The sequence below is a fragment of the Xanthomonas sp. DAR 80977 genome, from assembly GCF_041240605.1.
GTDB lineage: Bacteria > Pseudomonadota > Gammaproteobacteria > Xanthomonadales > Xanthomonadaceae > Xanthomonas_A > Xanthomonas_A bundabergensis.
Window position 1 is genome coordinate 4,631,540 of the sequence record NZ_CP162487.1, and the last position, 25,336, is coordinate 4,656,875.

The window sequence follows — 25,336 nt, forward strand, 5'->3', positions numbered from 1 at the left end:
GAACGCATCATTGATGCAATGGCAACATCGCCGCGCCTAGGCTGCAAGTCACCCCGAACGGATGGAGAGGCATATGCGCGCAGTGTTCATCGGTGGCGTCGTCGACAACAGCGAAGTGGACCTGGAAGGCAGCCAACCGCCGCTGCACTACCCGGAAAACACCGGCACCGGACGCCCGCGCTACCGCCTGCACCAGCGCGGCGCACGCGACGACGGCAGCGTGGTCTATGCGGTATATGCCGCCCCCGAACTCGGCGACACCGAGGTGGAGCGCGTGGTCAGCGAGCGCGGCTATGCGCGCCGCTTCGGCGTGGAGCCGGCGCCGGTGGAGCATTGAGCGAACATTGAGCGAAGCGGAGGCTGCGGATCGATCGCCGCAGTTCTCCAGCTACCGAGCTGCGTCTTCGATCCAACTGCAAACTTCTGCAACTACAAACTTCTGTAGGAGCGACCTTCTGTAGGAGCGACCTTCTGTAGGAGCGACTTCAGTCGCGACGGGCGTTACCGATAAAGCCCGTCGCGACTGAAGTCGCTCCTACATGCATTTACATGCATTACGCATTGCGTTCATGCATTGCGTGCGATGAAAGCGCCGGGCGCAGCGCAGCATCCCCGGCCGCTTCCGGCTACGACCCTGCCTTCGGCGTCACCCGCCAGATCACGTTGCCGACGTCGTCGGCCACCAGCAACGCACCGGGCTTGTCCACTGCCACGCCGACCGGGCGGCCCTGGGCCTTGCCTTCGGCATCGAGGAAGCCGGTCAGCACGTCCTGCGCCTTGCCGCTGGGCTTGCCATTGGCGAAGGGCACGTAGATCACCTTGTAGCCGGACGGCGGATTGCGGTTCCAGGAACCGTGCTGGCCGATGAAGGCACCGCCGCGGTACGCCTGCGGCAGCAGCGCGCCTTCGTAGAAGCTCAGACCCAGCGACGCGGTATGCGCGCCCAGCGCATAGTCCGGCTTGATCGCGCTGGCCACCATCTCCGCGTTCTGCGGCTGCACGCGTTCGTCCACGTGCTGGCCGTAATAGCTGTACGGCCAGCCGTAGAAACCGCCTTCGCGCACCGAGGTCAGGTAATCGGGCACCAGATCGCTGCCGATCTCGTCGCGCTCGTTGACCACCACCCACAGCGTGTCGGCGCCCGGTTGCCAGGCCAGGCCCACCGGGTTGCGCAGGCCGCTGGCGAACACCCGGGTGGCGCCGCTTTGCGCGTCCACTTCCAGGATCGCGGCGCGGTTGAGTTCGGCGTCCATGCCGTTCTCGGCGACGTTGCTGTTGGAGCCCACGCCGACATAGAGCTTCTTGCCGTCGCGGCTGGCCACCAGGCTCTTGGTCCAGTGATGGTTGATGCCGCCGGGCAGGTTGGCGACGAAGCTGGGCGGCGCGCTGACATGGGTGTCGCCGTCCTTGTAAGGGAAGCTGACCAGCGCGTCGGCATTGGCGACGTACAGGCGGTCGCCGACCAGGGCCATGCCGAACGGCGAATACAGGCCGGAGAGGAATTGCGTGCGCACTTCGGCCACGCCGTCGCCGTCGGCGTCGCGCAGCAAGGTGATGCGGTTGGCGCTGGGCACGGTCGAACCGGCCTTGGCCATCATCGCGTCCTGGATCTTGTCGCGCAGGCCGCTGCTCTCCTTTTCCGGCGCCGGCGGCGCCGCGGTCTCGGCCACCAGCACGTCGCCGTTGGGCAGCACGTACAGCCAGCGCGGATGGTCCAGGTCGCGGGCGAAGGCCTGCACCGCCAGGCCGGCGGCCGGCACCGGCGCGGCGCCTTCGGCCCAGCGCTTGACCTCGGCGACCTTGACCGTGGGAATCATCCGCTTGACCGGATCGGGCAGCACCGGATCGGGCCCCATCCCGTCCTCGATGGAGTGCTTGGCGGTATCGCCACAGCCACTCAGCGCGGCGACGGACAGGAGACACAGTGCCCAACGGGCCGGGGATGGGGGAAGTCGCATCATCGCTGCTCAGCTCTCCATGGTGTCGACAGGACCACCGATGATGCACAGCGCGCGCTCGGCAAACGTGAAATAGATGTCAAATGCCGCGATGCGCAGGCACGCGGCGGTCACGAGGTCGGTACCAGCGGCTGGACCTCGCGGATCCGGTCCAGCCACACGTAGTGCTGCTGCTCGGGATGCAGCAGATCGTCCAGCCGCACCACGCCGTTGATGCCCTCGCGCTCCTCGCGGTCGCGAAAGGTCTGCAAGGTCGGCCGGATCGAGACGGTGCCGCTGACCTGGCTGCCGTCGTCCAGCCGCACCAGCACCTGCGCCAGTTCCGGCAACTGCGGCAGCCACGCCTGCAGCGCGGCGATGGCGTCGGGATCGGTATGCACCACGTCGGCGTACTTGGTCATGCGCGTCTCCTGCGGGGGAATCTGCGCACGCTAGCGGCAACGGCGTGAAAAACCGGGAAAATCCCGCTATTCCTGGCGCGCGAAACGCACCGCGGACACCAGTTGCGCCACGCTGTACGGCTTGGCCAGATGTTCCTGGAAACCGGACTGCAGCGCGCGCTGGCGATCGTCGGCGCGGGCCAGCGCGGTCACCGCCACCGCCGGCAATTCGGCCGCCTGCAGGCCCATGTTCTCGCGGATCGTGCGGATCAGGCCGTAGCCGTCCATGCCCGGCATGCCGATGTCGGTGACCATCACGTCGATGCCGCTGTGGCCGCCCTCGTCGAGCACCGCCAGCGCCTCGCTGGCCGAACTGGCGGTGACCACCTCTGCGCCCTGCTCCTCGAGCAGCCGCCGCAGGTATTCGAGCATGTCCGGCTGGTCTTCCACCGCCAGCAGGCGCATGCCCTTCAGCGCATACGCCTCCACCACCTGCTCGGCCATCGCGAAGGCGCGCACCTCGCGCAGCGGCCGCTTGCCCGGCGTGGCGCGGTGCAGCGGCAGGCGCACGCTGAACACCGAACCGCAGCCGCGGCCGTCGCTGGCCGCGCTGACCTGGCCGCCATGCATCTCCACCAGCTGCTGCACGATCGCCAGGCCCAGGCCGAGGCCGCCGTGCAGGCGCGTGGTGGTGCCGTCGGCCTGGCGGAAGCGGCCGAACAGGTGCGGCAGGAATTCCGGCGGAATGCCGTCGCCGGAGTCGCGCACCGCCACCGTGACGTGTTCGCCGTCGGCATCCAGGTCGATCGCCAGCTCGATGCGGCCATGCGCCGGGGTGAACTTGATCGCATTGGACAACAGGTTCCAGAACACCTGCTGCAGGCGCGTGGCATCGCCCAGCACCAGGCACGGCTGCGCCGGCTCGCGCAGGGTCAGCGCCTGGTCCTTGCCCTCGGCCACAGGCTCCTGCGCGCGCAGCGCTTCGCGCACCTGCTCGGTCAGGTCCAGCGCCTCCACTTCCAACTGCACCTTGCCCAGCAGCATGCTGCTCAGGTCGAGCATGTCCGAGATCAGCCGCTGCTGCGCGCGCGCGCTGCTGGCGATCACCGACAGGCCCTTGGTGCTCGGATCGCCCGGCGGCAGCCGCTGCAGCAGCAGGTCGCTCCAGCCCAGGATGGTGGTCAGCGGCGTGCGCAGTTCGTGCGACAGCGTGGCCAGGAACTCGTCCTTCAGCCGCGCCATGCTCTCGGCGGCGTTGCGCGCGCTGCGCTCGGATTCGAGCAGCTGCTCGCGGGCCAGTTCGATGTCGCGGCGCTCGGTTACGTCCGGGCTGCTGCCGGCCAGGCCGATGAACTCGCCCTCGGCCGAATAGCGCGGCACCGCGGTCATCTCGACCCAGCGCCATTCGCCGTCGTGGCGGCGCGCGCGGACCAGCGCGCGCAGGTTGCGTTGCTCTTCCAGCGCGCTGCGCAGTTCGAACGCGAACACGCCGGCGTCCTCCGGGTGCAGCACGTCGCCCCAACCCGGCCGCGCGTCGTCGGCCTGCAGGTCGATGCCGAAGAATTCGGCATAGGCGGTATTGGTGAAACGCAGCTGGCCGGTGGCGTCCAGCACCCACACCGGCATCGGCAGGCCTTCGGCGAGCGCGCTGAAGCGCGCCTCGCTCTCGGCCAGGTCGCGCTCCACCCGCTTGCGTTCGGTGATGTCGAGGAACTGCACCGCGACCAGGTGCCGCTCCGGCGCGCCGACGCGGAACGCGTCCACCGCCCACCAGCGGCCGAACCCGGCCGCGAAGTTCTCGAACTTGGCCGAGCGCCCGCTCAGCGCCACCTCGCCGTACACGCGGAACCAGTGCTCCTCGTGGATCGGCGACAGGTCGCGCATGCGCCGGCCGATCACGTCGCGCAGGCCGGTCTCGCGCTCGAACGCCGGATTGACCTCCAGGAAGACGTAGTCGACCGCGCGCCGGGTATCGTCGAACAGCACCTGCACCACGCAGAACCCGGAATCGATCTTGTCGAAGATCTCGCGGTAGTGCAGGTCAGACGCCTGCGCGAGCGACGAGGAGGAAGATTCGGTACTGACATGCATGAGGGAGTTTGCTCTGGAGACGGCCAGCGGCGGAAGCGACGACGCGCTCTGCGCCCACGGCGTGATGACGGATGCTCAGGACCAGAAACGGCGCGATCGACCCTGCATCTTGTTAATCCGCTCCGCTGCCGTCAAGCCGCGCCGACCGTTCGGCGCCGCGAACGCAGCCGCTCACCAGAGGAAGGCGACGACCAGCACGATCCCCAGCAGCGACAGCGCGATGCCGGCCAGGACGCCCCATTGGGTCAGCTGCGCGCTGCGCAGCGCCTGCTCTTCCAGCCAGCGTTCGGCCTCCTGCCGCCATGGCGACGGCGGCGACTGCCCCAGCATCTGCTGCACCCGCACCACGCCCAGTTGGCGGCATTGCTGCCGGCACTGCTCGGGTGCGGCGGGGGCGGCGACCTCTTCGGGCGCGATTGCATAGGACATGCGCGGTCTCCCTCTATCTCTATCCGTTGTTTCTAGCCCAGCGTGAAACGCGGGCTGTCGCTGGTCAGCTCGTGCTCCACCGCCATCCGCGCCAGGCGCGTGTAGTTGGCGCGCGGACCGGCGCCGCGGCCGACGATCAGGCCCAGGTACTCCAGGCCGGTCCAGACCCGCGCCTTCCACTCGACCCCGCTCTCGGCCAGCACCAGGGTCAGCGAATAGCGGAAGGGCTGCCCCTGCGGATTGCGGAAGGCATAGATCGGCGGGAACTGCACCGCCACGTCCTGCTGCTCGCCCAGCGAGGCCAGGTAGCGGCGCAGTTCCTGGCGCACGTCCTCGCCCGGGGTCAGGCGCAGGTGGCGCGCCGCCGCGTCCAGGTCCGCCTGCTGGTCGACGAAACTGGCCGCGCCGCTCGCCGGGCTGTGCCCATGCCGCTTGGCCCAGTCGATGAACTGCAGGCGCACGTCGGACGCGGCGTGGGCCTGGTGGAACAGCGGCATCTTCATGCGATCCCCGAATCACGTTTGTGGCGGCCATGGTCGCGCCGGCGCCGTGAAGCGCACGGCGACGCGGCGTGAACCGCATGTCACCTGGCCGCGCCCATGAACCGGCGGCGAACGGCGGCCGCGGGCGGCCACGGCGCGATTGCGGCGGCGCGCGCGCAGGCACACACTGGCGGGGCCGTTTCCGTGGAGATCCGCCATGAAGATCCGATATGCCTGGATGGCGCTGGCCCTGGCCTGCCTGGTGGCGGGCGGCGCCTCCGCCGAGATCCGCAACGTCACCGATCCGCAGGCCGCGCGCAGCACCGAGGGCGACAGCCCGGTGCAGGTGCGCTGGACCGATCCGGCCGCCTTCAGCGAACTGCGCTACAGCCGCAACCGCTGGGAAGCGCAGCGTGGCGACTGGGTGCGGCAGCTGGCCGACTACCTGCAGCAGCGCGCCGGCAAGCAGTTGGCGCCCGGCCAGCGGCTGGAGGTGGAGCTGACCGACATCAAGCGCGCCGGCGACTACGAGTCCTGGCACGGCCCGCAGTGGAACGACGTGCGGGTGATGCGCGACATCTACCCGCCGCGCATCAGCTTGAACTTCACCCTGTACGGCGCCGACGGCCAGGTGCTGGAGCAGGGCGAGCGCAAGCTGCTCGACACCAGCTACCTGCTCAACAGCTCGATCGGCCTGAGCAACGACCCGCTGCGCTACGAGAAGCGCATGCTCGACGACTGGCTGCGCCGCCAATTCCGCGACCAGGCGGCGGTGGCCGAGCGCTGAGCCGGCGGATCGCACTGGCTGGCGGCATTGCCATGTCCTGTGCGGGCGACGCCCGGCGGCCATGGCAAGGCATCGCGGCGGTCGCCTGCCGCGGCGAGTCTTTCGCTGCGCATGCATCGCGGCTTCGCTCGTCGCGACTGAAGTCGCTCCCACAGTGACTTGCGGCGAACTGGCTGGGGCCCTGTAGGACGAGCTTCGGCGCCGATCCTGCCCGAAGCGGCTGGCATCGCGGCTTCGCTCGTCGCGGCTGAAGTCGCTCCCACAGTGACTTGCGGCGAGTTGGCTGGGGCCCTGTAGGACGAGCTTCGGCACCGATCCCGCCCGAAGCGGCAGGCATCGCGGCTTCGCTCGTCGCGGCTGAAGCCGCTCCTACAGGACTTGCAGTTGGTTGGCTGGGGCCTGCAGGAGGGGCTTCGGCTCCGACCCTGTCCGAAAGCATCAGGCATCGCGGCTTCGCTCGTCGCGGCTGAAGCCGCTCCTACAGGGCTTGCGGTTGGTTGGCTGGGGCCTGCAGGAGGGGCTTCGGCCCCGACCCCGTCCGAAAGCATCAAGCATCGCGGCTTCTCTCGTCGCGGCTGAAGCCGCTCCTACGAGGAGCGGAGGGTTCTGGACGCGAAGCGTTTGGACGCGATGCGCACCTGTGTGGGAGGGACTTCAGTCCCGACTGCAGCCAGGCTCCGCGAGGCCAGCGCTTCGCTCGGCGCGCGATGGCCGTGCGCCGCTCGCTTCAGGTCGACGGTCGCGGCCGCCGGTCGAGGCACCCGCCGCGTCCCTGCGAACGCGCGGCGCTCAGCCACCCAGGTACTGGCGCGGCGCGCGCTTGAGTCCGCACAGCAGGCGGTAGGCGCTGGAGCTGCAGCGCGCGGCCAGGGTGTCGATGCGCGGCTGCGCGCCCCACAGCTGCACCTCGCTGCCGAGCCCGGCCTGCGGGTGCTCGGTCAGGTCCACGGTCAGCATGTCCATCGACACCCGCCCGATCAGCACGCCGGGGGCGCCGTCGATCAGCACCGGCGTGCCGTTCGGCGCGAACTGCGGATAGCCGTCGGCATAGCCGATCGCCACCACGCCGACCCGGGTCGGCCGCGGCGCGACGAAGCGCGCGCCGTAGCCGACCGGCTCGCCGGCGGCCAGCTCGCGCACCGCGATGACCTTGGACTGCAAGGTCATCACCGGGCGCAACTCGCCAGGCAGCTCGGCGCCGGCGGCGAACGGGTCGGCCCCATACAGCATCAGCCCGGGACGGCTCCAATCGCTATGCAGCTGCGGCCAGCCCAGCAGCCCCGGCGAATTGCACAGGCTGGTCTCCCCGGCCAGGCCGGCGGTGGCCTGGCGGAACACCTCGGCTTGCTCCAGGGTGCGCGCACTGTCCAGCTCGTCGGCGCGCGCGAAATGGCTCATCAGCACCAGCCGCTCGACCTGCGGCAGCGCGCTCAGGCGCGCGTGCGCGGCGCGGAACTCGTCCGGCGCCAGGCCCAGACGGTGCATGCCGCTGTCCAGTTTCAGCCACAGGCACAGCGGCTGCGGCGCGGCGTAGGCGGCGATCGCCTCCACCTGCCACGGCGAGGCCACCGCGCACCACAGGCCGTGCGCGGCGATCAGCGGCAGCTCGTCGGCGTCGAAGAAGCCTTCCAGCAGCAGGATCGGCGCGGCGATGCCAGCCTGGCGCAGTTCCAGCGCCTCCTCGATGCAGGCCACCGCGAAGCCGTCGGCCTCCGCTTCCAGCGCGCGCGCGCAGGCCACCGCGCCGTGCCCGTAGGCATCGGCCTTGACCACCGCCAGCGCCTTGCCGCCGCCCAGTTGCCGGGCCAGGCGGTAGTTGTGGCGCAGCGCGTGCAGATCGATCAATGCACGGGCTGGGCGCACGAACTTGCCTCGGCGACGGGCGCCGGGGCGCGGCGCGAATAACGGAAGATGTCCAGGCCCTCGCCGCTGATCTGCGGCTGGCGCGAGGCAATCAGGTCGGCCAGGTAGCGGCCGGAGCCGCAGGCCATGGTCCAGCCCAGGGTGCCGTGGCCGGTGTTGAGGAACAGGTTGCGGTAGCCGGTGGCGCCCACCACCGGGGTGCCGTCGGGGGTGGCCGGGCGCAGCCCGGTCCAGAATTCGGCGCGGGCCAGATCGCCGCCGCGCGGGTACAGGTCGTTCACTACGTTTTCCAGGGTGGCGCGGCGCCGGGCCGGCAGCGACAGGTCGAAGCCGGCCAGTTCGGCCATGCCGCCGACGCGGATGCGCTGGTCGAAGCGGGTGATCGCCACTTTGTAGGTTTCATCGAGGATCGTGGACATCGGGGCCAGCGCCGCGTCGCGGATCGGCAACGTCAGCGAATAGCCCTTCAACGGATACACCGGCAGGCGGATGCCCAGCGGCGCAAGCAGCTGCGGAGAATAACTCCCCAGCGCGACCACGTAGCGGTCGGCGCGCTCGATCCGGCCGCCGATGCGCACGCCGTCGATGCGGTCGCCGTCGGCGTGCAGCCCGTCGATCGTCTCGCCGTAGCGGAACTGCACGCCGGCCGCGGCGGCCAGCGCGGCCAGGCGCTGGGTGAACAGGCGGCAGTCGCCGGTCTGGTCGTTGGGCAGGCGCAGCGCGCCGACCAGGGTGGCCGGGGCGCTGGCCAGCGCCGGCTCGATGCGGGCGATGCCGGCGCGGTCGAGCAGTTCGTAGGGCACGCCGTACTCGCGCAGCACCTCGATGTCCTTGGCCGCGCCGTCCAGTTGCGCCTGGGTGCGGAACAGCTGGGTGGTGCCGAGCTGGCGCCCTTCGTATTCGATGCCGGTGTCGGCGCGCAGCTGGTCCAGGCAGTCGCGGCTGTACTCGGACAGCCGCACCATGCGCGCCTTGTTGATCGCGTAGCGCTCGGCGGTGCAGTTGCGCAGCATCTGCGCCAGCCACAGGTACTGGCGGATGTCGGCGGTCGGGGTGATGGCCAGCGGCGCATGGCGCTGGAACAGCCACTTCAGCGCTTTCAGCGGCACGCCCGGCGCCGCCCATGGCGAGGCGTAGCCCGGCGACACCTGCCCGGCGTTGGCATAGCTGGTCTCCAGCCCGGCCGCGGGCTGGCGATCGACCACCGTCACTTCGCAGCCGCTGCGCGCCAGGTACCACGCCGTGGCCGTGCCGATCACACCGCTGCCGAGAACCAGAACCCGCATGCGCTTACCTCTGTCGGATCAAATCCCTGGCTGGATGGCGCCAGGGATGGGTTTAGGGGCAGTATATGAAGCGCAACCCAGGATTTTCCCCTGATTTTCGACTCATCGGCAGGCCAATGCCCTGCCCCAGCCTGCCGAGACCCGCGCCATGGCCGCACGCGCCCGCGAACTGGACAAGATCGACCGCAAGATCCTGCGCATCCTGCAGCAGGAAGGGCGCATCTCCTTCACCGAACTGGGCGAGCGGGTCGGCCTGTCGACCACGCCGTGCACCGAGCGGGTGCGCCGGCTGGAACGCGACGGCGCCATCACCGGCTACTACGCGCGGCTGGACCCGCATTACCTCAAGGCCAGCCTGCTGGTGTTCGTGGAGATCAGCCTGGCCTACAAGTCCGGCGACATCTTCGAGGAATTCCGGCGTGCGGCGCTGAAGCTGCCCAACGTGCTGGAGTGCCACCTGGTCTCGGGCGACTTCGACTACCTGATCAAGGCGCGGATCAGCGAGATGGCCTCGTACCGCAAGCTGCTCGGCAGCACCCTGCTGACCCTGCCGCACGTGCGCGAATCCAAGAGCTACATCGTGATGGAGGAAGTGAAGGAGACGCTGAGCCTGCCGATCGCCGACTGAGCGCAAGCCCCTCTCCCGCCGGCGACCGAAGCAAGTCCCGTGGGAGAAAGGAGTTGGGGTGAGGGTACGGCGCGAAGCGGCTCGCGGAGTTTAGGTACACGAGGCGGCGCCCATACCCTTATCCGCCCCGTCGGCGCACCTTCCCCCGAAAAAGGGGCCATGGTCCCGATGGGAGAAGGAAACGCCTGATCCCGACAGGAGCAGGACAAGCCTGTCGAGGGGAGACGGAGTGGGCGCAATGCGCAGCGCCCTGCGCATCGGACACGCTTACGCCAGCAGCTTTTCCAGCTCGTCGCGCGAGGTGTGCGCGTGGTTCTTGGCCAGTTCCGACACCACCCGCTTCTGGACCTCCTTGTGCAGCAGCGGCCGCAGCTGGCCCAGCGTCTGCGGGTCGGCGACCAGCACCAGGTGCTCGAAGTCGCTGCGCAGCGCGCTCTGGTACAGGCGCTCGGCCAGCTGGCGGACGAAGCCGGCCTCGTCCATGGTCATCGGCCGGTCGCCGTCCTCGACGCCTTCGATGGGCGTGGGGGTCAGCACTTCGGTCTGCTCCAGCAGCGAGGTCTGGCCGGCCAGATTGGTGCGGAACAGGCGTGCGCTGACGCGATCGGCGACGACCACCAGGGTGTTGTCGGGAAGCTTGCTCATCGGTTCTCCTAGCGTAGGTACGGCGCAGGCGGCGAAAGCGCCTGCGTCGGAGCAGTCTAGGAAGCGGTTCGTGAGGATCGCGACCACGGCGCGTTGCCGCGCTTTCACGCCGCGGCCGCGGGCATTGGCGCTAGTCGTCGATGCGCTGGCCGTCGCCGCTGGGCACGGTGCTGTGGTAGCGGCCGCTGCGCGTGTCCAGCACCCGGTTGGGGCCGACCTGCACGGCGCCGGGAATGAGACGGCCGCTGCGGTCGTACAGCTTGACCGGCCGCCGATCGGCGGCGGCGGCGGCATTGGCGGGCGACGGCTTGGCCTTGGCCGGCTTGCGCACAGACGATGGCGAGGCCTGCGGGCGGTCGTCCAGGCTGGACGACACCGGCGCGGTCCTGGCGGCCGGCGCCGACTGCAGCGTGGTCGATTGCCGGGTGGCGGTCGGCGAGGACGGCGCCGAATCGAGGCTCTGCGCCGTCGCCAGCGCCGCGATGGCGGCCACGCGAATGAGGGAAGAAGGCACAACCGCTCCGTAGTTCCGTGATCGACGCACCCACGCTAGCGCAACCGGACCGCCACGTCGATGCCGCCTGCACCCGGCTTGATCGCCGCGGCGCCGCCCTCATCTTGTCCGCATCCTTCCGCGCCGCAGGCCCCCGCCATGAGCCGATTCGACCTCACGCCTCCCACGCCCGCCGAACGCGAGCGCCTGATCGCCGGACTCGACGCCGAGGAGCGCCGGGTGTTGCTGCAGCACGGCACCGAAGCGCCGTTCTGCGGCGTGTTCCTGGACAACAAGCTGGAGGGCGTCTACACCTGCCGGCTGTGCGGCCTGCCGCTGTTCCGTTCCAGCGCCAAGTTCGATTCGGGCACCGGCTGGCCCAGCTTCTTCGCGCCCTATCACCCGGCCCACGTGCGCGAGATCCGCGATACCAGCCACGGCATGATCCGCACCGAGATCGTCTGCGCGCGCTGCGACAGCCACCTCGGTCATGTGTTCCCGGACGGCCCGCCGCCCAGCGGCGAGCGGCACTGCCTGAACTCGGTGTCGCTGCAGTTCACCGAGCAGGGCCAGGCGCTGCCCAATCCGTTGCAGCGCGGCGGCGGCGACGCCGAACCTGCCTGAGCGGCGGCATTGCGCTGGCCGCGGCATCGGCCAGCGCGGGCCTGCATGCGGCCGCCGCGCGACGTTTGCCGCGGCAGTGCGGTGACGCGCCGCGGCGCAGCCGATTCGGACGCGGCGCGCAAGCGCGTGGCGCGGCCGGTGAATCGGCCGAGTTGACCTTGCCGAAGTGGCTCTGACGCGCGCCAACGCGGCAGCGTGGCCGCCAATGCAGCCCCGCCCACACGCCGGCGTACGTCGAAGTCGCCGCGTTTCGGCAACGCCTTCAGCAATGTCTTCACCTGCGTCTTCACGCGGACGCGGCGGCAGCGCCGCCTTCAGAAAGCCGCCGTCGGGCCGAAATGGAAGTATCCCTGTTCACGGTTCCGCAGGCTGCTTCCGCCATGCTCATCATCGTTGGCTTCATCGTCGTCATCCTCAGCGTGGTCGGTGGCTATGTGCTGTCGCACGGCAAGCTCGGCGCGCTGTGGCAGCCCTATGAGCTGATGATCATCGGCGGCGCGGCGCTGGGCGCGTTCCTGGTCAGCACCCCGGGCAAGATCGTCAAGGCGACCCTCACCGACACCATCGGCGTGTTCAAGGGGCCGAAGTACAAGTCCGACGATTACCGGTCCACGCTGACCCTGATCTACGAACTGCTGAACAAGGCGCGGCGCGACGGCTTCATGGCGCTGGAAGACCATGTGGAGAAGCCGGCCGAGAGCGCGATCTTCGGCAACTACCCGAAGGTGCTGGCCGACCACCACCTGCTCGATTTCATCACCGACTGCCTGCGCCTGATGATCGGCAGCAACATCGAGCCGCACGAGCTGGAACCTCTGCTCGAACTGGAACTGGAAAAGCACCACCACGAGGCGATGGCGCCGGCGCATGCGCTGAGCAAGGTCTCCGACGGCCTGCCGGGGTTCGGCATCGTCGCCGCGGTGCTGGGCATCGTCATCACCATGGGCGCGATCGGCGGCCCGATCGAGGAGATCGGCCACCACGTCGGCGCCGCGCTGGTCGGCACCTTCCTCGGCATCCTGATGGCCTACGGCTTCGTCGGGCCGATGTCGGCGGCGATGGAAGCGCGCGCCGAGCAGGACAGCCGCATCTTCGAATCGGTGAAGACCGCGCTGCTGGCCTGCCTGCGCGGCTACAACCCGAAGATCGCGCTGGAGTTCGCGCGCAAGACCTTGCCGAGCGACGTGCGGCCGAGCTTCTCGGACTTCGAGACGCACCTGAAGACGATCAAGTAGCGCCGCCGCTATGCCCGAAACCAAAGCCACCGTCGTCATCCGGCGGGTCAAGAAAGTCCAGGGCGGCGGCCACCATGGCGGCGCCTGGAAGGTGGCCTATGCCGACTTCGTGACCGCGATGATGGCGTTCTTCCTGGTGCTGTGGCTGGTCGCCGCGACCACCAAGGAACAGCGCGCGGCGATCTCCGAATATTTCCGCAATCCCAGCCCGCTGGAAGGCAAGAGCCCGGCGCCGAGTCCCGGCATGGCCGGTCCCGGCGGCGCCAGCACCTCGATGATCAAGCTCGGCGGCTCGGCCGACATGCAGCGCGGCGACAACAAGGATCCGTTCGGCAGCAAGAGCCTGAAGGGCGACGTGCAGGGCAAGGCCGCCGAGCGCGAGAAGGAGAAAGAGAAGGAGAAGGAGCGCCTGGAAACGCTGATGCAGGACCTGAAGGAAGCGATCGACAAGAGCCAGGCGCTGGAGCCGTTCAAGGACCAGTTGCTGCTGGACCTGACTCCCGACGGCCTGCGCATCCAGATCGTGGACAAGGAGAACCGGCCGATGTTCGACATCGGCAGCGCGGTGCTCAAGCCCTACACGCGCGACATCCTGCACGAGCTGTCCGGCTTCATCAACGAAGTGCCCAACCACATCAGCATCACCGGCCACACCGACGTCACCCAGTACAGCGGCAAGAACGGCTACAGCAACTGGGAACTGAGTGCGGACCGCGCCAATGCGGCGCGGCGCGAGCTGGTGGTCGGCGGCATGGGCGAGGACAAGGTCTCGCGCGTGGTCGGCCTGTCCTCGTCGGTGCTTTTCGACAAGCAGAACCCGGACAATCCGATCAACCGCCGCATCAGCATCGTGGTGATGACCAAGGACGCCGAGGATGCGGCGCTGGCCGGCAGCGATCATGCCGTGGCGCTGGGCAAGCCGCAGGCCGACGCCGACACCAAGGCGCCGGACCTGAGCGCGGCCGCGACCGCGGCGCCGCCGGTGCCGGTGCCGGCGCCCGCGGGCGCCGCGAAGCCGGCAGCGAATGCCGCCGCGCCGGCGGCAAGCGCGGCCAAGCCGGCGACGGTGACGATCGCGCCGCCGCGCACCACTTCCCCAGAAGCTGCGGCCGACGCCGCCCGCGAAGCGATCCGCGCGGTCAACAGCGTCACCGGCGGCAAGCCGCGCGGCGGCGCTGCACCGTCTGCGGCAACGGTGACGGCCGCGGCCGAGAGTCCGGCGCAGCGCTGACACTCTTCGGCAGCTTGCCCGGCCTGAAGGAGCGGCTTCAACCGCGACCGGGCCGTCCCGGTAACACCCGGTCGCGGCTGAAGCCGCTCCTACAGGTTGCATCCGGCTGCGGAAAAGCGCTGCCGCGGCCCACGCATTCCGCGTTGGCGCCGCAGCGTTCACTGCGGCAGCGGTTGCGCCACGCCGCGCGCGATCGCCTGCTGGACGATGCGTTCGATGTCGCGCTGCAGCGCCGCGTTGGCGACCTGCTGGCGTTGCGCCAGCGCGGCCTGTTGCCTGGCGAAGCCCTCCTGCTGTTCGGCCAACGCCGACTGGCGCTTCGCCAGGGCCTGCATCTGCTGCGCGAGGTCCGCGTACGCCGCGTCGGTGCGTGGCGCAGGCCCGGACGCGGCCTGGCCGCCGCTGGCGGCACGCCGCGCCTGCGCGCTGGCGGCCCTGGCTTCCTCCACGGCCAGGCCCGCCTGGCGCTGCGCGATGGCGCCCTGCTGCTGGCCGAGTTCGCCCTGGCGTTGACCCAGTTGCCCCTGTCGCTCGCCGAGTTCGCCCTGTTGCCGCCCCAGCGCCTCGACCGGCGCATAGGCCGCCTTCAGCTGCTGGATCGTGGCCGCATCGCGCACGACGTAACGCTTGCCGTCCTTGCGGATCCACCACAGCGTCTCCTCGCCGCGGCGCGCGCGGCGCGCCTCGCGCAGGTCGTCGCTGCTGCCGTACATGTTGGTGTCGCCCTTCTCGAACAGCACCGACGCATTGCGCTGATCGTCGGACAGGAGGGTGATGTTGGAACTGGTCACCAGGCGATGCGTGCCGGCGACGTGCCGGGGCGGCTTGGGGGCTGCCGGCGGTGCCGGCGGTGCGGGCGGCAAAGCGGTCAGTGCCGGCGCTGCTGGCGGCACCGGCGGCGCCAACTCGGCCAGCTCGGCCAGTTCTGCCAGTTCTGCCAGTTCTGCCAGTTCTGCCAGTTCTGCCGGTTCCAACGGTTCTGCCGGTTCTGCCGGTTCTGTCAGTTCGGCGAAGCCGACCGTGGCATCCTGCGTGCTCGCCCGTCCGCACGGGATCGCAGCAACGGCGGTACCGGCCAGGACCAGCAGTGCGGCGCCGTGGCGCCAGAGCGTGAAGTTCGAATGCAGCATGATGCGTCTCCTCGTGAGCAGGGTGGGATGAGCGAGGCAGTGGCTTCCACGGCAGCGACCAGTCGCTCGGCCGGCGCCATGGACCATGCGCTGGCGCGACGCAGGCCGCCGGCCCCGCCGCGAGGCGCAACCCGCTGCCGCGGCTGCAAAACCGCGGCGCTTGCAGCCTGCGTCGCCGGCGAAGCTGGATAGCTACAGCTGTAGTCAAGCTATCCATGACTACAAATGTAGTCAAGCATGCCGAAGGTCATGCCCGCCCGCCCCGCTTACAATGGCGGCCAATCCGCGAACGAGACGAACGTGTCCAAGCAATCCAAAGCCAAGCGCGACAAGCGCAAGAAGCAGCAACCCAAGCGCGGCTTCGCCCGGTTGGGCCGCGAACAGCCCATCGCCAACCACGCCGTGCTGCAGGACGAGAGCGGCCGCGTGCTGGCCGCGATCGGCCTGCAGGGCACCGAATGGCTGCTGTCGGTCGGCGGCCAGACCATGGGCAACGCCGACAATCCGGTGCCGATGCTGGCGATGCTCAAGCACCTGGCCAACGTGCAGGAACAGGAAGGCAACACCATCACCCTGGACTACTCGACCCAGCTGCAGCAGATGATCGACGACCTGGCCGCCGACGAAGGCAAGACCGCGGCCGAGTATCTGGACGCGCTGGTCGCCGAGTTCGCCGAGGGCGACGCGACCGCCGATGATGCCGACGGCGACGACGCTGCAGATGGCGCCGAGACCGATGCGGATGCGAGCACGGACGCAAGCGAAGCGACCGCGGCAACGCCTGCGGCCGACGCGGATGCGGACGCCGACGGCACGCACAAGCCGGCCTGACCGGGCGCGATGGCGGTCTACATCGACGACGCGGTGCATCCCTGGCGCGGCCAGCGCTGGGGCCACCTGCTCGCCGATACGCTGGACGAACTGCATGCGATGGCGGCGCGGCTGGGCATTCCCCGCCGCGCCTTCCAGAACAAGCTCAGCGGCGCGCACTACGACGTGCCCGCCGCCTTGCGCGACGAAGCGATCCGCCTGGGCGCGGTGCCGGTGTCGCGCCACACCGATCGCGCACTGATGAAGGCGCTGATCCGCCAGGCGCGCGCGCAGGCGCGTGGCGAGGCCGACTGAATCGGCGCGAGGAACGCCGCCAGGCGCGCCACCTCACCGCCGCGGAAGCGGCTTGCGGGCGGCATGGGCAGCGGCCTCGACGCCGCATCGAAGGCGTGGTGGATTCCGACTCGGTTCGTCGCGACTGAAGTCGCTCCCACAGGAGGCTTCGGATGCCCTGCTGGTGCGCTGCGGGAGGGGCTTCAGCCCCGACAGGCGGCCGGCACTGGCACGGTTTCCGACTCCGTTCGTCGCGGCTGAAGCCGCTCCTACAGGGTGCTTGCGGGACGTTGGCCGGGGGCACTGTGGGAGGGGCTTCAGCCCCGACAGGCGGCCGGCACCGGCGTGGTTTCCGGTTGCGTTGGCGCGGCTGAAGCGGTCCCTGTCGCGGGCATCCGCGGCGTGCGCCTAGAACGGATCGCTGCCCGGGCGCAGGTCGATGCCCAGGATCGCCGCCAGCCGCTGCATGTCCTCGTCGTCGCGGCTGAGCGCCATCCAGCCGGCGCGGTCGTCGCCGCCGGTGTCCCAGCACCAGATGCTGTAGCCGTACTCGCGCAGGCGGTCGTAGGCCACCGCCAGCAGCGAGGCGGTGTCGTGGGCGCCGAGGAAGTCCTCGTCGTCGAGGTCGCCGCCCCAGTCGATGCGCAGGTTCCAGCGCGCGGCCAGTTCGTCGATGGCGCCGACCAGCGCTTCGGCGTCGCGGCCGTCCACGTAGAAGCCGGAACTCCAGTCGATGGCGTCCTTCAGCGTCCACAGCCAGCCGTCGCCGTCGCTGTCGGCCTCGCCCGCGGCCTCGCGGTAGGCGTTGAACTGGCGCAGCGCGGTCTCTTCGTCGCCGGGATTGATCAGCAGCAGCAGGTTCCAGATAAGGCCCTGCTGGGTGTCGGGATCGTCGTCGTCCGCGTCGCCGCTGAGGTCGTCGGGATCGTCGTAGTCGGCGCTGTTGTCGGGCATGGCGGCGGATCGGTGCTGCGGGATGCGCAGTGTGACGCGCCCGGCGCGGCGACGGAAGCGCGGCGAAATTCGGCAACGGCGCCGCGGGCGTTTATCCTTCGCCCCCCGGAAGACGGCGCTGTCCGCCGCCAAGCGAACCCACCACGATGAGCGATACCCCTCCCGATCACCTGGCGATCAGCCCGCAGAGCCCGTTCCACGACGCCGAGGCGCTCGCGCGCGGGGTCGGCATCCGCTTCAACGGCGTGGAGCGCGACAACGTGGAGGAGTATTCGGTCAGCGAAGGCTGGATCCGCGTGCAGGTCGGCAAGGCCCGCGACCGCCGCGGCAATCCGATGACGATGAAGATCAAGGGCGCCGTCGAGGCGTACTACCTCGAGACCAACTGACCGCACAGGCGCGGACGCGCGGCGTCGTGCGATGGCAGCTGTCCGCGTTGGCGATCGATGCGCTGATGGTGGTCATGGTCTGACCCCCTATCGTGTGCCGCGGCTCGTCTGGATGCGGTCGGGTGGGCGCATCGCGTCCGCCTGCGCAGCAGGCCGGGGACGTAGTCACCGACCTATTCTGTCGCGGCCGAAGCCGCTCCTACACAGGGCTGCAGCTGGCTTGCTGGTGCAGCATCACGTGGGGCTTCGGCCCCGGCAGTGACCAGATCCGTCGTCACGTTGCCTCTCCACCGCGCCGGATCGCGGCGGCGGCTGCCCGTGCACAAGCGTCGCAGCGGCAACGCGCGATCGGCGCCGGCTCAGGACTTGAGCCGGTAACCGCTGCGGAAGATCGCCCAGACCACGAGCAGGCACAGCGCCAGGAACACCCCGGTCATGCTCGCGCTGACCGCGATGTGCACGTCGGCCTTGCCGAAGAACGCCCAGCGGAAGCCGCTGACCAGGTACACCACCGGGTTGAACCAGCTGATCTTCTGCCACAGCGGCGGCAGCATGCCGATCGAGTAGAAGCTGCCGCCGAGGAAGGTCAGCGGGGTCACCACCATCAGCGGGATCACCTGCAGCTTCTCGAAGCCGTCGGCCCAGATGCCGATGATGAAGCCGAACAGGCTGAAGGTCAGCGCGGTCAGCACCAGGAAGCCGAACATCCACAGCGGATGCGCGATCTCGTACGGCACGAACGCGCGCGCGGTGAGCAGGATCAGCAGGCCCAGCAGCACCGACTTGCTCGCCGCCGCGCCGACATAGCCGATCACCACCTCCCACCACGCCACCGGCGCCGACAGCACCTCGTAGATGGTGCCGGCCCAGCGCGGCATGTAGATGCCGAACGAGGCGTTGGACACGCTCTCGTTGAGCAGCGACAGCATCACCAGCCCGGGGATGATGTAGGCGCCGTAGCGGATCCCGTCGATGTCGCCCATGCGCGAGCCGATCGCCGCGCCGAACACCACGAAGTACAGCGAGGTCGACAGCACCGGCGAGGCGATCGACTGGGTCAGGGTGCGGAAGGTGCGCGCCATCTCGAAGCGGTAGATCGCGGCGATCGCATGCAGGTTCATGCGCGCGCCTCCGCGCCGGCGGCGGCCGGGCGCACCAGGTTGACGAAGATCTCCTCCAGCGAGCTTTCGCTGGAATGCAGGTCCTTGATCTCCACGCCCTGTTCTTCCAGTTGCCGCAGCAGGCTGCCGATGCCGGTCTGTTCGGCCTGCACGTCGTAGGTGTAGGTCAGCACGGCGCCGTCGGCGGACAGTTCCAGCGGCTGCGCCGCCAGCGCCGCGGGCAGCGCCGGCAGCGGCGCCTGCAGGGTCAGCGCCAGCTGCTTCTTGCCGAGCTTGCGCATCAGCGTGCGCTTGTCCTCCACCAGCACCAGTTCGCCGCGGTTGATCACCCCGACCCGGTCGGCCATGTCCTCGGCTTCCTCGATGTAGTGCGTGGTCAGGATGATGGTGGTGCCCTGCTCGCGCAGGCGCCGCACCATCTGCCACATGTCGTGGCGCAGCTCCACGTCCACGCCGGCGGTGGGTTCGTCCAGGAACAGGATGCTCGGCTCGTGCGCCAGCGCCTTGGCGATCAGCACGCGCCGCTTCATGCCGCCGGACAGGGTGGAGATCCTGCTGTCGCGCTTGTCCCACAGCGACAGTTCGCGCAGCACCTGCTCCAGGTAGGCCGGGTTCTTCGGCTTGCCGAACAGGCCGCGGCTGAAGCGCACCGTCGCCCACACCGTCTCGAACGCGTCGGTGGCCAGTTCCTGCGGCACCAGCCCGATCCTGGCGCGCGCGGCGCGGTAGTCGCGCACGATGTCGTGGCCGTCGGCCAGCACCCGCCCGCCGCTGGGATTGACCAGGCCGCAGACCACGCTGATCAGCGTGGTCTTGCCGGCGCCGTTGGGACCGAGCAGGGCGAAGATCTCGCCGCGCTGGATGTCTAGGTCGATGCCCTTCAGCGCCTGGAAGCCGCCGGCGTAGGTCTTGGTGAGCTGCTGGATGGAAATGATCGGGGACACACGAACTCCTTGCGCAGCGGTCGGGCGCTGCGAACGCCGACAGGGTAGAGGTCCGCTACGCTCGGATAAACCGCGTTCGGCGGAAGCAGTCTCCCGCATGCGGGATAGTGATGGAGCGGGGATTGGGGATTGGGGATTCGAAAAGCCTAGCAGCCACATCGTCACGAGCATGGCAAGTAGCGCGTCCGCAACCAACGCCAGCCTCCAGCGCAGCGCCCTTCAAATCCCGAATCCCGAATCCCCAATCCCGGCATTCAACTCTTCCGCCGCGCCTCCAGCAGATCCAGGTTGCGGATCAGCCGGCGCGCGATCTCGTCGGAGATCCTGCGCTGGCGGGTCAGCTTGAACAGCTCCTGGCGCTCGGCCTGCAGGCCGGCGTGGCGCAGCTGGCGCAGCACGTCGTCCAGCCGCCGCGCCTCTTCCGGATCGCTCTCCATCGCCTCGCCGTGGTCGAGGTGGCGCTGGTACAGGGCGCTGACCCGGATCGCCGCCTCGTTGTAGAGATCGGCGTGCTCGCTGTCGTGCACCAGCCGCTGGCGCAGCTTCTCCACCGCCGCCAGCGCCGCGCGCGAGGATTCGCGCCGCGCCAGGTCCTCCTCCAGGCGGTCGCTGGGCTCCTCCGGCAGTTCCAGGCCGCGCAGCAGCCGCGGCAGCGCCACGCTGGCGACCAGCAGCGAGGTCACGATCACCGCGCTGGCCAGGAAGATCACCAGGTCGCGCGCCGGGAACGCGGCGCCATTGGGCAGCAGCAGCGGCAGGGTCAGCACGCCGGCCAGGGTGATCGCGCCGCGCACGCCGGCCAGCGAGGTGGCCACGATGATCCGCGACGGCGGGCTGGGCTGGGCCTCGCCGCGGCGCCGTGCCTTGAGCAGGTTCCAGCGCAGCGACAGCCACACCCACACGAAGCGCAGCAGCAACAGGCCCAGGTAGATCGCCAGCGCGTAGCCCAGCAGCCACCACGGATTGAGATGCCCGGCCTCGTCGATGTTGTGCACCGCGCCCTGCACGATGCCCGGCAACTGCTCGCCGAGCAGCACGAACATGATGCCGTTGAGGGTGAACTGGACCATGTCCCACACCGCCGAGCGCTGCACGCGCATGCTGCCCGGGGCGCGGCCGCTCAGCTCCACGTAGCTCATGCTGATGCCGGCGGCGACCGCGGCGAGGATGCCGGAGGCGTTGATCGCCTCGGCCAGCAGGTAGGCGGCGAACGGCAGCAGCAGGTTGACCAGGATCGCCGCGCCCGGCTCCTCGCCGACCTGGCGCCAGACCCAGCGCTGCGCCAGGCTGGCGCCCAGGGTCACGCCGATGCCGGCGGCGACGCCGACCAGCGCCACCCACAGGAAGGTCAGCGAAGCGTCGGCCAGCGAGAACGTGCCGGTCATCGCCGCGGCCACCGCGAACTGGAAGCAGACCAGGCCGGACGCATCGTTGAGCAGCGATTCGCCCTCCAGGATGTGCATCAGCCGCTTCGGGATCGGCGCCCGCGCGGCGATCGAGGACACCGCGATCGGATCGGTCGGCGACACCACCGCGGCCAGCGCGAACGCCACCGCCAGCGGCATCGCCGGAATCATCCAGTGGATCAGGAAGCCGGCGCCGACCACGGTGAACACCACCAGCCCCAGCGCCAGTTCCAGGATCGCGCCCTTGTCGCGGAACAGGCCCTGCTTGGGGATGCGCCAGCCGTCCAGGAACAGCAGCGGCGGCAGGAACAGCAGGAAGAACAGCTCCGGCTCCAGCGCGTAGCCCTTCTTGAACACCCCGGCGATGACCGCGCCCAGGCCGATCTGCACCAACGGCAACGGCAGCGAGAACGGCAGCACGCGCACCAGATAGCCGCTGGCCACCACCGCCAGCAACATCGCCAACACCACTTCGATCGAATGCATGCTCGTCCGGACGGCGCCGCCGCGCCAGGCGCGCACCATGAATGGGGGAAGCGGCAAGCAAAGCGCACCGCAGGCGCGATGTCCAGTGGCAGCGGCGCGCGGCATTTAGGCGGCGGCGCGTCTGCGGCGGCCCGCACACCCCCGCTGGCGCGGTGCCGCGGTCGCGGCGCAACCTGCACTCCCCGGCCGGACCGCGGCACGCGCTAGTATCGATCCGCCCCATGCCACACCGAACCCTGCGCAGCGTCGCCGTCGGAGAACCCATGCTGACCATTCAAGAGCTCAATGCATTCATCGACGACCAGGCGGTCGGCGACAGCGTCTCGCAGGTCTGGAACCTGATCGGCCAGCACTTCGAGCAGGCCCAGGCGAGCCTGCCCGCCGACCAGGCGATGCCGCGCCGCGAGCTGTCGTTCCACGACCACGTGCGGCTGCTGGGCTACCTGTGCCTGCTGCTGGAGGGCGTGCCCGGCGACCTGGTGGAGATCGGCGTGTGGAAGGGCAAGTCGCTGGTGCTGATGAACGAGGTCAGCAATCGCCAGCGCCGGGTGATCGGCCTGGATCCGTTCGCCCTGCCCAACCAGTTCGAGGAATTCAACCACTATCGGCAGCTGCTGCTGCCCAATGCGCAGTTCATCCGCGGCTACTCGGAGTTCTGCGCCCAGCACTTCTACAACATGAAGCCGGAAGTGGCGCTGCTGCATATCGACGGCGGCCACACCGGGCGCAACGTGCTGCTGGATTTCCTGCTGTACGGGCCCAGCGTGGTGACCGGCGGGTTCGTGGTGTTCGACGACTACGGCGACCACCAGCACTCGCCGGAAGTCGGCCCGGCGGTCGACCTGCTCCGCGCCACCGGCTACTTCAACGGTTTCCATGTGCTGGGCTGCGCGCATGGCTTCGAGAACAGCTACGTGCTGCAGCGCGGCTGAGCCGACGGCGCTTTGTCCGTCCTGCGCTTGCCAGCACTGGCAAGCGGCACTGCGCGCGTCAGTACCGATAACGCAACACGCGTTGCGATAGGGCACACGTCGTCGAGCGCAGCCCTGCCTGTTGCAGCGTCTGCGCCTGTGCGCAGGCGCGCCTGCCAGGACTGCGCATGGCGACGGGACGACACCCGCCGGAGATGCCCATTCATCATTATCTGGGCGGCGTGATGCAACCGCGCCGGTGCTGCCGCCGTAACGCTTAGGCACGGTCGACTGGCCGCGCATCCCCTAAAGGAGCAATCCCATGAAGATCCAACTGCTGGCCCTTGCCCTCGCCGGCCTCGTCTCGATGCCCGCCATGGCCGACACCGGCCAAGCCGCGATGCACGACCATGCGGCGATGACCGAGGCCAAGCCGAATCCGATGGTCGGCGGCGCGCCGATGTACGCGACCAAGGACATCATCGACAACGCGGTCAACTCCAAGGACCACACGACCCTGGTCGCCGCGGTCAAGGCCGCCGGCCTGGTGGACACGCTGAAGGGCGCAGGCCCGTTCACCGTGTTCGCGCCGACCAACGCCGCCTTCGCCGCACTGCCGGCGGGCACGGTGGACACGCTGCTCAAACCCGAGAACAAGGACAAGCTGACCCAGGTGCTGACCTATCACGTGGTCGCCGGCAAGCTCGATGCGGCGACGCTGCTGGCGCAGATCAAGGCCGGCGGCGGCAGCGCCAGGCTGACCACCGTGCAGGGCGAAACGCTCATCGCCAAGACCCGCGGCGGCAAGGTCACCCTCACCGACAGCAAGGGCAATACCGCGCACGTCACCACCGCAGACGTGATGCAGAGCAATGGCGTGATCCATGTGGTGGACAAGGTTTTGATGCCGTAAGCACACGTCGGGGGGTGTATTGGCATCGCGGGGACGGCTACGGCCGTCCCCGTTTTGCGTGATTTTTTTTGGCTGGCCCACCCCAACGACGGGCGGACTCGCGCATGCGGTCAGTCGCCGGCACTGACTCCGCGCGGCGCCTGCGTCTGCTCTGCAAGAACGCGCAAGTCGTGCAAGAAGCCTAGATAGGCGGTATCGGCCGCATCGCCGCCGCGATGGCGCAGCACCCATGACGGATGCACGGTGGCCAGGGCGCGGGTGCCGTCGGCCAGCGCCTGCCATTGCCCGCGCTGCGCCATCAGCGCAAAGCCGTTGCCCAGCACCGCGCGCGCCGCGGTCGCGCCCAGGCACAGCACGACACGCGGCCGCACCCGCGCCAGCTCGCCGGCCAGCCAGAAGCGGCAGGCCTCGACCTGCGCGCGTTCGGGATTGCGGTGCAGCCGCGCCTTGCCGCGCTGCTCGAAGCGGAAGTGCTTGACCGCATTGGTCACGTACAGCCCGGCGCGGGCGATGCCGAGCTCGCCCAGCGCGCGATCGAACAGGCGCCCGGCCGGACCGACGAACGGCCGCCCGCTCAGGTCCTCCTCGTCGCCGGGCTGCTCGCCCACCACCATCACCGCCGCGTCGTGCGGCCCCTCGCCGAACACGGTCTGCGTGGCGGGCTGCCACAGCGCGCAGCGCCGGCAGTCGCGCGCCGCGGCACGCAACGCGTCCAGGCTGCCCTCGGCTTCGATAACGGCCGGCGGCGGCGGCGCGGGAACGCGCCGGCGCACCGGCTCCGGCGCGCGCTCGGCCATGGCGCGCACGCGCTGCCCGGCATCGCGGATCAGCTCCGGCAGCAAGCGGGTTTCCGGCAGGTTCTTCCAGTACTTCTGCGGCATCTCCTGGCGCATCATGCTCGGATTGAGCCGCGCAGGATTGAAGATGTTGGCGTAGTAGGTGCGCCACAGCGCATCCTGCGCGTCGTCGGCCGGCGCATCGGCGCGCTGCGCGCCGGCGCCGAACTGCAGCGCGGCGCCGTCCCAGCGCACGCTGCGGTACGGCGTGAGGATCGCCCAGCGCATGCCGGCGAAGCGCCGCGCGAAGAACGGCGCGATGCGATCGACGATGTGGTGCTCCGGCTCGAACCAGGCGACGAACGCCTCGTCCTCGCCGGGCAGCTCGCGGAAGCGCACGAACGCCTTCATCTTGTGGCTGTCGCGCCGCACCGCCTGCGTCCACTGCTGCGCCCTGTGCACATCGGCATCGGTGACCCGCTGCAACAGCGCGCGCTCGCCGGACGCGATACGCCACAGCAACCGATACAGCAACGCATGCCGCTGCGGATCGCGATGGCACAGCACCGCCCCGGCCAACGCCAGGAACTCCGCCGACACCCGCGGCGCCGCCACCGCCGCCGGCAACGTGGCCACATCGGTCCCGGCCAGCAACCCGCCCTGCGCATCCCCGTCCCAGACCACCATCTCCGGCGCCACCTGCGCACACCACGCCGCCCGCGCCGCCGCCCGCCACGCCTCCAGACTCCACGGCGGCACCACCTCAGCCTGGAACACGGCCCAGCCCCCGCATCGCCCCACCAAATCCAAAGCGGAAGACCACAGCGCAACCGCCGCAGCAGCGACCGCAATTGCCGACGCCGCTTCCGCCGCCGCTTCCGCCGTTGCTATTGCCGTTGCTATTGCCGTTGCTATTGCCGTTGCTGTTGCTGTTGCTGTTGCTGTTGCTGTTGCCGGTGATTTTGCTGTTGAAACTTCCCGCCTTAAAGCGAGCCGAGCACCGCAGTGGCGAGCGGCCGAAGAGGCGCCCTTGTCTGAGCGAAGCGAGTTTGGGCGCCGTGCCGCTCGGC

General features: G+C 69.6%; 26 protein-coding genes. 11 read left to right on the plus strand and 15 right to left on the minus strand.

Annotation, left to right across the window (positions count from 1 at the left end; genetic code table 11):
* Positions 1-73: 73 nt before the first annotated feature.
* On the plus strand, positions 74-337 hold the full coding sequence (locus AB3X10_RS19680; protein ID WP_145705108.1) for a hypothetical protein: 264 nt from the start codon (positions 74-76) through the stop codon (positions 335-337).
* A gap of 289 nt (positions 338-626) precedes the next feature.
* Here AB3X10_RS19680 and AB3X10_RS19685 read toward each other — a convergent pair whose 3' ends face one another.
* From AB3X10_RS19685 to AB3X10_RS19705, 5 genes are all read right to left on the minus strand, one after another.
* Positions 627-1,961 (minus strand): sorbosone dehydrogenase family protein, encoded by a 1,335-nt coding sequence (locus AB3X10_RS19685; RefSeq protein WP_369977094.1) that lies wholly within the window; start codon positions 1,959-1,961, stop codon positions 627-629.
* A gap of 107 nt (positions 1,962-2,068) precedes the next feature.
* Positions 2,069-2,359, minus strand: coding sequence for a DUF3247 family protein (locus tag AB3X10_RS19690; protein ID WP_369977095.1), 291 nt, complete (start codon positions 2,357-2,359; stop codon positions 2,069-2,071).
* A gap of 66 nt (positions 2,360-2,425) precedes the next feature.
* Positions 2,426-4,429, minus strand: coding sequence for an ATP-binding protein (locus tag AB3X10_RS19695; protein WP_369977096.1), 2,004 nt, complete (start codon positions 4,427-4,429; stop codon positions 2,426-2,428).
* A gap of 171 nt (positions 4,430-4,600) precedes the next feature.
* Entirely contained in the window at positions 4,601-4,858 is a 258-nt protein-coding gene (locus AB3X10_RS19700; protein ID WP_369977097.1) for a hypothetical protein, read from the minus strand.
* Positions 4,859-4,890: 32 nt separating this feature from the next.
* Complete coding sequence (locus tag AB3X10_RS19705; protein ID WP_369977098.1) at positions 4,891-5,361, minus strand: hypothetical protein; 471 nt, start codon at positions 5,359-5,361, stop codon at positions 4,891-4,893.
* 196 nt (positions 5,362-5,557) lie between these two features.
* Here AB3X10_RS19705 and AB3X10_RS19710 point away from each other — a divergent pair, with 196 nt between their 5' ends.
* The gene (locus tag AB3X10_RS19710; protein WP_369977099.1) at positions 5,558-6,127 is read left to right on the plus strand and encodes a DUF3016 domain-containing protein; all 570 of its coding nucleotides are present in this window, start codon (positions 5,558-5,560) and stop codon (positions 6,125-6,127) included.
* 789 nt (positions 6,128-6,916) lie between these two features.
* Here AB3X10_RS19710 and alr read toward each other — a convergent pair.
* Positions 6,917-7,990, minus strand: coding sequence for an alanine racemase (alr, locus tag AB3X10_RS19715; protein ID WP_369977100.1), 1,074 nt, complete (start codon positions 7,988-7,990; stop codon positions 6,917-6,919).
* Positions 7,969-9,276 carry a D-amino acid dehydrogenase gene (locus AB3X10_RS19720; RefSeq protein ID WP_369977101.1) on the minus strand — a complete coding sequence of 436 codons (1,308 nt, stop codon included), beginning with the start codon at positions 9,274-9,276 and terminating at the stop codon, positions 7,969-7,971. The genes alr and AB3X10_RS19720 overlap by 22 nt, the downstream gene beginning before the upstream one ends.
* A 148-nt stretch (positions 9,277-9,424) precedes the next feature.
* Here AB3X10_RS19720 and AB3X10_RS19725 point away from each other — a divergent pair, with 148 nt between their 5' ends.
* Positions 9,425-9,904 carry an AsnC family transcriptional regulator gene (locus tag AB3X10_RS19725; RefSeq protein WP_145705095.1) on the plus strand — a complete coding sequence of 160 codons (480 nt, stop codon included), beginning with the start codon at positions 9,425-9,427 and terminating at the stop codon, positions 9,902-9,904.
* A 267-nt stretch (positions 9,905-10,171) separates the two neighbouring features.
* Here the strand turns inward: AB3X10_RS19725 and AB3X10_RS19730 are convergent, their stop codons facing one another.
* Complete coding sequence (locus tag AB3X10_RS19730; RefSeq protein WP_179568823.1) at positions 10,172-10,549, minus strand: host attachment protein; 378 nt, start codon at positions 10,547-10,549, stop codon at positions 10,172-10,174.
* A gap of 130 nt (positions 10,550-10,679) precedes the next feature.
* On the minus strand, positions 10,680-11,063 hold the full coding sequence (locus AB3X10_RS19735) for a hypothetical protein (RefSeq protein WP_369977102.1): 384 nt from the start codon (positions 11,061-11,063) through the stop codon (positions 10,680-10,682).
* Between the two features lie 138 nt (positions 11,064-11,201).
* On the opposite strand from AB3X10_RS19735, the gene msrB reads away from it, so the two are divergent.
* From msrB to motB, 3 genes are all read left to right on the plus strand, one after another.
* A complete protein-coding gene (msrB, locus tag AB3X10_RS19740) occupies positions 11,202-11,666 on the plus strand; it encodes a peptide-methionine (R)-S-oxide reductase MsrB (RefSeq protein WP_369977103.1) in 465 nt (154 codons plus the stop codon).
* A 380-nt stretch (positions 11,667-12,046) separates the two neighbouring features.
* Entirely contained in the window at positions 12,047-12,901 is an 855-nt protein-coding gene (gene motA, locus AB3X10_RS19745) for a flagellar motor stator protein MotA (RefSeq protein ID WP_369977104.1), read from the plus strand.
* A gap of 10 nt (positions 12,902-12,911) precedes the next feature.
* Positions 12,912-14,132, plus strand: coding sequence for a flagellar motor protein MotB (gene motB, locus AB3X10_RS19750; protein ID WP_369977105.1), 1,221 nt, complete (start codon positions 12,912-12,914; stop codon positions 14,130-14,132).
* 158 nt (positions 14,133-14,290) lie between these two features.
* Here the strand turns inward: motB and AB3X10_RS19755 are convergent, their stop codons facing one another.
* On the minus strand, positions 14,291-15,262 hold the full coding sequence (locus tag AB3X10_RS19755; protein ID WP_369977106.1) for a hypothetical protein: 972 nt from the start codon (positions 15,260-15,262) through the stop codon (positions 14,291-14,293).
* Between the two features lie 300 nt (positions 15,263-15,562).
* On the opposite strand from AB3X10_RS19755, the gene AB3X10_RS19760 reads away from it, so the two are divergent.
* Both AB3X10_RS19760 and AB3X10_RS19765 read left to right on the plus strand, forming a co-directional pair.
* Entirely contained in the window at positions 15,563-16,093 is a 531-nt protein-coding gene (locus AB3X10_RS19760; protein ID WP_369977107.1) for a hypothetical protein, read from the plus strand.
* Positions 16,094-16,102: 9 nt separating this feature from the next.
* Positions 16,103-16,387: a DUF4031 domain-containing protein gene (locus AB3X10_RS19765; protein WP_145705080.1), complete on the plus strand. Its 285-nt coding sequence runs from the start codon at positions 16,103-16,105 to the stop codon at positions 16,385-16,387.
* Positions 16,388-16,774: 387 nt separating this feature from the next.
* On the opposite strand, the gene AB3X10_RS19770 is transcribed toward AB3X10_RS19765, so the two are convergent.
* Complete coding sequence (locus AB3X10_RS19770) at positions 16,775-17,320, minus strand: DUF6630 family protein (RefSeq protein ID WP_145705078.1); 546 nt, start codon at positions 17,318-17,320, stop codon at positions 16,775-16,777.
* A 146-nt stretch (positions 17,321-17,466) separates the two neighbouring features.
* Here AB3X10_RS19770 and AB3X10_RS19775 point away from each other — a divergent pair, with 146 nt between their 5' ends.
* A complete protein-coding gene (locus AB3X10_RS19775) occupies positions 17,467-17,709 on the plus strand; it encodes a DUF3297 family protein (RefSeq protein WP_185814098.1) in 243 nt (80 codons plus the stop codon).
* Between the two features lie 359 nt (positions 17,710-18,068).
* Here the strand turns inward: AB3X10_RS19775 and AB3X10_RS19780 are convergent, their stop codons facing one another.
* The 3 genes from AB3X10_RS19780 to AB3X10_RS19790 form a co-directional block, all read right to left on the minus strand.
* Positions 18,069-18,830, minus strand: coding sequence for an ABC transporter permease (locus AB3X10_RS19780; protein WP_369977108.1), 762 nt, complete (start codon positions 18,828-18,830; stop codon positions 18,069-18,071).
* A complete protein-coding gene (locus AB3X10_RS19785; protein WP_369977109.1) occupies positions 18,827-19,774 on the minus strand; it encodes an ABC transporter ATP-binding protein in 948 nt (315 codons plus the stop codon). The genes AB3X10_RS19780 and AB3X10_RS19785 overlap by 4 nt, the downstream gene beginning before the upstream one ends.
* Positions 19,775-20,028: 254 nt before the next feature.
* Positions 20,029-21,666: a Na+/H+ antiporter gene (locus tag AB3X10_RS19790; protein ID WP_369977110.1), complete on the minus strand. Its 1,638-nt coding sequence runs from the start codon at positions 21,664-21,666 to the stop codon at positions 20,029-20,031.
* Positions 21,667-21,929: 263 nt separating this feature from the next.
* On the opposite strand from AB3X10_RS19790, the gene AB3X10_RS19795 reads away from it, so the two are divergent.
* Both AB3X10_RS19795 and AB3X10_RS19800 read left to right on the plus strand, forming a co-directional pair.
* A complete protein-coding gene (locus AB3X10_RS19795; RefSeq protein WP_369977111.1) occupies positions 21,930-22,598 on the plus strand; it encodes a class I SAM-dependent methyltransferase in 669 nt (222 codons plus the stop codon).
* A gap of 346 nt (positions 22,599-22,944) precedes the next feature.
* On the plus strand, positions 22,945-23,490 hold the full coding sequence (locus AB3X10_RS19800; protein ID WP_369981908.1) for a fasciclin domain-containing protein: 546 nt from the start codon (positions 22,945-22,947) through the stop codon (positions 23,488-23,490).
* A gap of 110 nt (positions 23,491-23,600) precedes the next feature.
* Here the strand turns inward: AB3X10_RS19800 and AB3X10_RS19805 are convergent, their stop codons facing one another.
* The gene (locus tag AB3X10_RS19805) at positions 23,601-25,043 is read right to left on the minus strand and encodes a UdgX family uracil-DNA binding protein (RefSeq protein ID WP_369977112.1); all 1,443 of its coding nucleotides are present in this window, start codon (positions 25,041-25,043) and stop codon (positions 23,601-23,603) included.
* Positions 25,044-25,336 lie beyond the last annotated feature (293 nt).